The organism is Mesorhizobium sp. M0276, from assembly GCF_040321755.1.
Taxonomy (GTDB): Bacteria; Pseudomonadota; Alphaproteobacteria; order Rhizobiales; family Rhizobiaceae; genus Mesorhizobium.
Genome location: NZ_JAMYSC010000014.1, coordinates 139150 through 146604, shown reverse-complemented (window position 1 = coordinate 146604; position 7455 = coordinate 139150). Strand labels below are relative to the sequence as shown.

Sequence of the window (7455 nt, the reverse complement as noted above, 5' to 3'; positions counted from 1 at the left end):
GCAAGATGCGCCGGAGCCAGTCGAGCAGTTCGACGCCCACGTCCTCGATCTCGTCGAAATCCTCCGCTCGGCACAACAGGCCCACCAGCACCGTGAGCAGGATCTCGTCGAGCCGATAGACCACCATTCCGGGCACGCGAGGGTCTTCAATGTCGTCAATATGATCGAGAAAGCTTGCGTCCATCGCCGGTCTCCTTCCCGGCCAACAGAATCCCGCTTGGTTACCAGAGCGTTAACGATTCATGATTCCGCCCCGCCCGGCGCCCAGCGCAACCTTGCATGCCAGTGGCCGCCGCGCGATGCTGTCGTCAAGGTTGGAACGAATCATGCGAAAAATTCTGGTGTCGATGCTGCTGCTCGCGGCGGTTTTTTCCGTAAACCCGGCTTGGGCGCTTGACAGCAGCGGAGCGTCCGTCGTGGTGACGCCACTGGCATCGCGCACGACGACCGCGTCCGGTCAGCCGATCATACTGCCGCAGAAGAACGTGCAGGTGCTGGTGTCGACCTATGACATCGCGGCAGGCGCGACTTTACCGGTTCACAGACATCCCTTCCCGCGCTACGCCTATGTCCAGGCCGGAACGCTGAAGGTCACCAATGTCGAGACCGGCAACAGCAACACCTACAAATCAGGCGATTTCATTATCGAAATGATCGGCCAGTGGCATCAAGCCACCAATATCGGTGATATCGAGGTCAAGCTATTGGTCATCGATCAGGTCGAGGAAGGCGCCAAGAATACGGAACTGCGCCAGTAGCGGCCAAGGCGATATCCGCGCCCAGATGTCAGGAGGTGTGCTGCGCGTCACAGCGCACCGCCCCCCGTCCAAGGCTAGCCCCAACTACCGACCATCTGCCTCGTGGTGGCGTTCAGGCGGTTGAAGGCGTTGATGAGCGCAATCTGGATGACCAGCGCGGCAAGCGCCTTTTCATCATAGTGCCGGGCGGCCTCGTCCCAGACATCGTCCGGTACCGCGTCCGGCCGGTCGGCGAGCCGTGTGCCGGCTTCAGTCAGCGCAAGGGCCGCGCGTTCGGCGTCGGTGAAGTAAGGCGTCTCCCGCCATGCCGCCAGGGCAAAAATGCGCTCGTCCCTTTCGCCGGCCTTCTTCAACTCGCGGGAATGCATGTCGACGCAGACGGCGCAGTTGTTGATCTGGCTGGCGCGCAGATGGATGAGCTTGCGGGTGACATAGGGCAATTCGGCTGACTCGGTCGACTTGTCCAGCGCCAGCAGCGCCTGCACGGAACCGGGAATGAGCATCACCGGGTTCTTGATTCTTGCTTGCATGGTCTTTCTCCTTTGAGGTGTTCGTCGGGACGTGTTTTGCCGACCCGGATGCAAGGCATCCGAGGTTGTGAATTTGAAAGGATTGTCGGCCGCAACGCCGCGCTGCCACAGGAAACCAATAACCACATGGCTATGGGTTTACCCATAACTCAACAGTTATGAGAGTCAAGCAGGAAATGTCCGCTGGCCCAAATGGCGGCGCTGTTCGCGCTTTCACACCAACCGGCCCAATGCTAGGGCTGGCGGCGACATCATGGATTGGATAGCCCTTGACCAGAGAAACTCGCCTGCCGCTGATCGAAATCTGTGTCGAAGGTATCGACGGCCTTCTGGCAGCACAGGCTGCCGGCGCCGACCGGGTCGAACTGTGCGCCAGCCTCATTGAAGGCGGCATCACGCCGAGCCTCGGCACCGTGCGCGCCGCCCTCGACCAGGCGACCGTGCCATTCCACGTCATGGTGCGGCCGCGCGGCGGGGATTTTCTCTACAGTGAGAACGAGTACGCATCGATGCTCGCCGATGTCTCGGCGCTGCGCGACCTCGGCGTACCCGGCGTGGTGTTCGGCTGCCTGAACGGCGACGGCACCATTGACGAGGCGCGCATGAGCGAACTGACGCAGGCTGCCGGGGCCTTGAACGTCACCTGCCACCGCGCTTTCGACATGACGCGTGACCCGGCCGAGGCGCTCGAAGCGCTGATCCGCAGCAAGGTCGGCCGCGTGCTGACCAGCGGCCAGCGTGACACCGCCATCGAAGGCTTGCCGCTGTTGGCGGATCTGGTGCGGCAGGCCGGCGATCGCATCGTCATCCTCGGCTGCGGCGGGCTCGATCTCGGCAACATTGCCGAAGTGCGCAGAAAAACCGGTCTGTCCGAAATGCATTTCGCCGCCCTCAGGGAGGTGCCGAGCGCCATGGATTATCGCAACCCCCAGGTCGGCATGGGCGGCTCCGACCTCGACCGCGAGTATCGCAACACACTGACCGACACCGACCTGGTGGCAGCCACCATCAAGGCAGCCAAGGCATGATCACAATCCCTGCCCCGATGACCCGCGTATCCGCCGAAGACGAAGCGCAGATCCTGGCGCTCAACAACGAGCATGCCGCAGAACTGTCTTGGCTCGAGCCCGAACGGCTCTCCTTCCTGCTTGGGGAAGCATTTTACGCGCGCCGCATCGGCGATCTCGAAGCGTTCATCATGACTTTTGATCAGGACGCCCGTTACGACAGTCCGAATTTCTTATGGTTCCGCGAACGCTACGAGCGCTTCATCTATGTCGACCGCGTCGTCGTCGCGGCGCAAGCGCGTGGCCGCGGTCATGCCCGCCGGCTCTATCAGGACCTGTTCGGCCATGTTGAGCGCGCCGGCCACACGCTGGTCACCTGCGAAGTCAACATCGACCCGCCGAACCCCGCCTCGGATGCCTTTCACGCCGCCCTCGGCTTTGCCGAAGCCGGCGACGCCGTGATCTACGGCGGCAAGAAAGCGGTGCGCTATTACGTCAGGTCGCTGCAGGCATAGACAGGCCGAGCGCACCGCAAAACGCCTGAACGGCTCGATTGCCTCACCAATTGCGGTTGAGCCATTCACGAGCGGGGCGCTCGATGACGTAGTAGCTGCAGAGCGCGCAGGCAAAGACGCCGGCGAGCATCAGGACCGGCGCACTGCCTTGCTCGTAGACGAATTTGTAGAACGGCTGCTGCCACAGATACAGCGAGTACGACCACAGGCCCAGCGTCGCCATCGGCCAGGAGGACAGCAATCCGGAAAAATAGCGCGGGCTGAAATCGAGCACATTGACGGCCAGAGCCAGCAGCGGGACGGCGAGGAGATAATGGATCGGCGTCGGCACCGGATCGAGGAACAGCAGAACGGCACAGATCGATGCAGCGAGCGCCACATGCTTGCCTGTCATGATCGACGGCAGCCTGCCATCGGCCTTGAGCAGGCAGATCGAAGCCGACAGCAGGATCGACGCGATGTGCACGTCGGTGCGCCAATAAGTGGTTTCGTAATCCATCCCGAGGACCCAGTACGAAACCGCGCCGTTGGCCATGGCAAGCGAGGCCAGCGCCAGGAGCAGTACGACGACGCGGGAGCGCGTTGAGACGATCACGCCGATCAGCGCCAGGATGACATAGGCATGCTCCTCGATGCAAAGCGACCAGATATGGTCGAGCGCCCCTGCCCGCGTCACCAGAATGCCGGCATAATTATACATGAATGTCAGTGCCGTCAGCGCCGCCTTCCACTTGAAGGAGATGAACGTGCTGACGAGCGCAATCATCGCGACGATCACAAAAACCAGGAGAGCCGGGTAGATGCGGGAGAACCGGCGCTTGAAGAATTTCTTCAGCGGATAACGTTCGATGAACAGGATCTCGCCCATCAGCCGGCCGCTGAGCACGAAGAAGAATTCGACGCCCAGTACGCCGAGATTGATTCCGGGGACAGGGAAAAAATGGCCGATCAGGACCAGCCCGATTGAAAGACCACGCCAGCCGTCGAGATAGGCCAGTCTTGTTCGGGCCGGTCTGTCGGCGGCGGATCGAGACGGAACGACATGCGTCGAGGAGATGTCGGTCATGCCGATCCTTTCGCATTTAGGCATGCGAAAGGGCACGGCGGTGAACCGCGCCGACCCGGCTCGCATTCCCGCCCCAGTCCATATTGCAGTGCAAGATAAACTTGTGCAAGTGCGAGATTGCTGCGGATCAGTACCGGCCGAAGGGTCGACCGCAATTGTCTCAAGCAAAGGGTTGGTGCGCGAACTGGACAACGACAGTTGCAACACACAAAAGGGGCCAATGAGGCCCCTTTCGTTGTTCGCAGCTGATCGTATCAGGCGTTGGCGGCAGCCACCGCGCGCTTGGCCATCACCGCGATCAGATTGGCGCGATAGTCGGCCGAGGCATGGATGTCGGTCATCAAATTCTTCGCCGAAACCTTCACGCCATCGAGCGCCGCGACCGCGAAATTCTTGGCGAGTGCGGCCTCGATCTCCTTCGAGCGGAAGACCCCGTCATCACCTGCACCGGTAACGGCAACGCTGACGCCATCCTTGCCCTTGGCCACGAACACGCCAACGATGGCGTAGCGCGATGCCGGATTGCGGAATTTTTCATAGGCCGCCTTGGCCGGCGCGGTGAAGGTGACGGCGGTAATGATTTCGCCATCCTTCAACGACGTCTCGAACAGGCCCTTGAAGAACTTGTCGGCCGCGATCTGGCGCTTGTTGGTGACAATGGTGGCGCCCAACGCCAGCAGCGCCGCCGGATAATCGGCCGCCGGATCGTTGTTGGCGATCGAGCCGCCGATCGTCCCCTTGTGGCGCACCGCCGGATCGCCGATCAGCGATGCCATATGGGCAAGCGCCGGACAGGCCTTCTTCAGCTTTTCGTCATTGGCGACAGCGTGATGCGCGGTGGCGGCACCGATGGTGACCGTCTTGCCCGACACTGTGACACCCTGCAGCTCCTTGATCCGCGACAGGTCGACAAGGTCGGACGGTGCGGCGAGCCGGGTCTTCATTGCCGGGATCAATGTCATGCCGCCCGAAAGCAGCTTGGCGTCGCCCGTCTTGACCAGCTTGGCGGCATCGGCGACCGAGGCGGCACGGTGATAATTGACTGAGTACATTTGTATTTCTCCCTGGGTGAAAGAGCGAATAGGGAGGAACGATTAGCGAATAGGATTTGTCCCGTCGCACCGCCTTCTCTTCCCGATTCGCCGCTCCTTATTCGCTATTCGCATTCAATGTTTCGTCGCGCGGATCGCTGCCCACACGGCGGACGGCGTTGCCGGCATGGCGAGATCGTTGCTGCCGATGGCGTCGGTGATGGCATTGATCACCGCCGGCGGCGAGCCGATGGCGCCGGCTTCGCCGCAGCCTTTGATGCCGAGCGGATTGCCCGGGCATGGCGTGTTCGAGGTCGAGACCTTGAACGATGGCAGGTCGCCGGCGCGCGGCATGGTGTAGTCCATGTAGCTCGCGGTCAAAAGCTGGCCGCTATCGTCATAGTGGGCGCCTTCGAGCAGCGCCTGGCCGATGCCTTGCGCAAGCCCGCCATGCACCTGACCCTCGACGATCATCGGGTTGATGATGTTGCCGAAATCGTCGGCGGCGACGAACTGGACGATCTCGGTCATGCCGGTTTCCGGGTCGACCTCGACCTCGCAGATGTAGCAGCCGGCAGGGAAGGTGAAATTCGACGGATCGTAGAACGCCGTCTCCTTCAGCCCCGGTTCCATCCCGCCCGGCAGATTATGGGCGGTGTAGGCGGCGAGCGCCATCTGGAACCACGGCACGTTCTTGTCGGTGCCGGCGACTTTCAGCGCGCCGTTCTCGATGACGATATCGCTCTCATCGGCCTCGAGCAGATGTGCCGCGATCTTTTTGGCCTTGGCTTCGACCTTGTCGAGCGCCTTGACGATCGCCGACATGCCGACCGCGCCCGAGCGCGAGCCGTAGGTGCCCATGCCCATCTGCACCTTGTCGGTATCGCCATGGACGATCGAGACGGAATCAAGCGGCACGCCGAAGCGCTCGTTGACCAGTTGCGCGAAGGTCGTCTCATGCCCCTGGCCGTGGCTGTGCGAGCCGGTCAGCACCTCGATCGTGCCGACGGCATTGACGCGCACCTCTGCCGATTCCCATAGGCCGACACCGGCGCCGAGCGAACCAACCGCAGCGGACGGCGCGATGCCGCAGGCCTCGATGTAGCAGCTCATGCCGATGCCGCGCAGCAGCCCCTTCTTGGCGGCGGCGGCCTTGCGCTTGGCAAAGCCAGCATAGTCCGACGCCTTCATTGCCGCATCGAGCGAAGCCGCATAGTCGCCGGCGTCATAGCACATGATGACCGGCGTCTGGTGCGGGAACGAGGTGACGAAGTTCTTGCGGCGCAACTCGGCGGGTGAAACGCCGAACTGTCGCGCGGCCGTCTCCATCATGCGTTCCATGACGAAGGTCGCTTCCGGCCGCCCTGCCCCGCGATAGGCATCGACGGGTGCGGTGTTGGTGTAGATCGCCTTCACATTGGCGTGGATCGCCGGGATGTTGTACTGGCCCGACAGCAGCGTCGCGTAGAGGTAAGTCGGCGTCGCCGACGAAAACAGTGACATATAAGCGCCGAGATTAGCCTTGGTTTCGACCTTGAGGCCGAGAATCTTGTGATCCTTGTCGAACGCCATTTCGGCATGGGTGTGATGGTCACGGCCATGCGCATCGGTGAGGAAACTCTCGGTGCGGTCGGCCACCCATTTGACCGGCACGCCGGTCTTCTTAGATGCCCATAGGCAGACGATCTCTTCGGGATAGATGTAGATTTTCGAGCCAAAGCCGCCGCCGACATCTGGCGCGATCACGCGCAGCTTGTTTTCCGGCGCGACGTTGTAGAAGGCGCTCATCACCAGCCGCGCCACATGCGGGTTCTGCGAGGTCGTCCAGCAGGTGTAATGATCCTCCGCCTTGTCATAGTGGCCAAGCGCCGCGCGCGGCTCCATGGCGTTGGGAACCAGCCGGTTGTTGATGATGTCCATCTTCACGACGTGGGCAGCCTTCTCGAAGGCCGCGGCCGTATCGTCGGCATTGCCGATATCCCAGTCGAAGATCAGATTGTTGTCGGCTTCCGGGTGGATCTGCGGCGCACCCTTGTCCATCGCCCTGGAGGCATCGACGACGGCCTTCAGCTCCTTGTAGGTGATCTCGACCGCCTCGGCGGCATCACGCGCCTGCCCCTTGGTCTCGGCGACGACGATCACGACCGCATCGCCGACATAACGGACGCGGTCGAAAGCCAGCGGCGACCACGCCCCCATCTTCATCGGCGAGCCGTCCTTGGAGTGGATCATCCAGCCGCAGATGATGTTGCCGATACCGTCGGCCTTGAGTTCCTTGCCGGTCAGCACGCCGATGACGCCGGGCATGCCTTGAGCCTTCTTGACGTCGATCTTCTTGATCTGCGCATGCGCGTGCGGGCTGCGCACGAAGGCGGCATGCTTCATGCCTGGAACCACCATGTCGTCGACGTAGCGGCCGGCGCCGGTGATGAACCGTTTATCTTCCTTGCGCGCGACCCGAGCGCCAACACCTTCAATGCCCATCAGAAATTCCTCCCGGTGAATAGTGAATGGTGAATTGATGAATGGTCGAAATGGAGGAGGAGCC

At 61.9% G+C, this 7455-nt stretch carries 8 protein-coding genes; 3 read left to right on the top strand and 5 right to left on the bottom strand.

The window, feature by feature from the left end; translation table 11 throughout:
• A partial coding sequence (locus tag NKJ01_RS13800) for a transposase family protein (RefSeq protein WP_352728628.1) occupies positions 1-184 on the bottom strand: 184 nt, incomplete at its 3' end.
• A gap of 142 nt (positions 185-326) precedes the next feature.
• Here NKJ01_RS13800 and NKJ01_RS13795 point away from each other — a divergent pair.
• Positions 327-758, top strand: coding sequence for a cupin domain-containing protein (locus NKJ01_RS13795; RefSeq protein WP_352728626.1), 432 nt, complete (start codon positions 327-329; stop codon positions 756-758).
• Between the two features lie 74 nt (positions 759-832).
• Here the strand turns inward: NKJ01_RS13795 and NKJ01_RS13790 are convergent, their stop codons facing one another.
• On the bottom strand, positions 833-1288 hold the full coding sequence (locus NKJ01_RS13790) for a carboxymuconolactone decarboxylase family protein (RefSeq protein WP_352728624.1): 456 nt from the start codon (positions 1286-1288) through the stop codon (positions 833-835).
• Positions 1289-1557: 269 nt separating this feature from the next.
• Here NKJ01_RS13790 and NKJ01_RS13785 point away from each other — a divergent pair, with 269 nt between their 5' ends.
• Positions 1558-2316 carry a copper homeostasis protein CutC gene (locus NKJ01_RS13785; RefSeq protein ID WP_023757660.1) on the top strand — a complete coding sequence of 253 codons (759 nt, stop codon included), beginning with the start codon at positions 1558-1560 and terminating at the stop codon, positions 2314-2316.
• Positions 2313-2810 (top strand): GNAT family N-acetyltransferase, encoded by a 498-nt coding sequence (locus tag NKJ01_RS13780; protein WP_031259644.1) that lies wholly within the window; start codon positions 2313-2315, stop codon positions 2808-2810. Before NKJ01_RS13785 ends, NKJ01_RS13780 begins: the two co-directional genes overlap by 4 nt.
• Positions 2811-2853: 43 nt before the next feature.
• Here the strand turns inward: NKJ01_RS13780 and NKJ01_RS13775 are convergent, their stop codons facing one another.
• The 3 genes from NKJ01_RS13775 to NKJ01_RS13765 form a co-directional block, all read right to left on the bottom strand.
• Positions 2854-3876: an acyltransferase family protein gene (locus NKJ01_RS13775; RefSeq protein ID WP_352728622.1), complete on the bottom strand. Its 1023-nt coding sequence runs from the start codon at positions 3874-3876 to the stop codon at positions 2854-2856.
• 254 nt (positions 3877-4130) lie between these two features.
• Complete coding sequence (locus NKJ01_RS13770; protein WP_352728620.1) at positions 4131-4928, bottom strand: FAD binding domain-containing protein; 798 nt, start codon at positions 4926-4928, stop codon at positions 4131-4133.
• Positions 4929-5042: 114 nt separating this feature from the next.
• Positions 5043-7391 (bottom strand): xanthine dehydrogenase family protein molybdopterin-binding subunit, encoded by a 2349-nt coding sequence (locus tag NKJ01_RS13765; RefSeq protein ID WP_352728618.1) that lies wholly within the window; start codon positions 7389-7391, stop codon positions 5043-5045.
• Positions 7392-7455 lie beyond the last annotated feature (64 nt).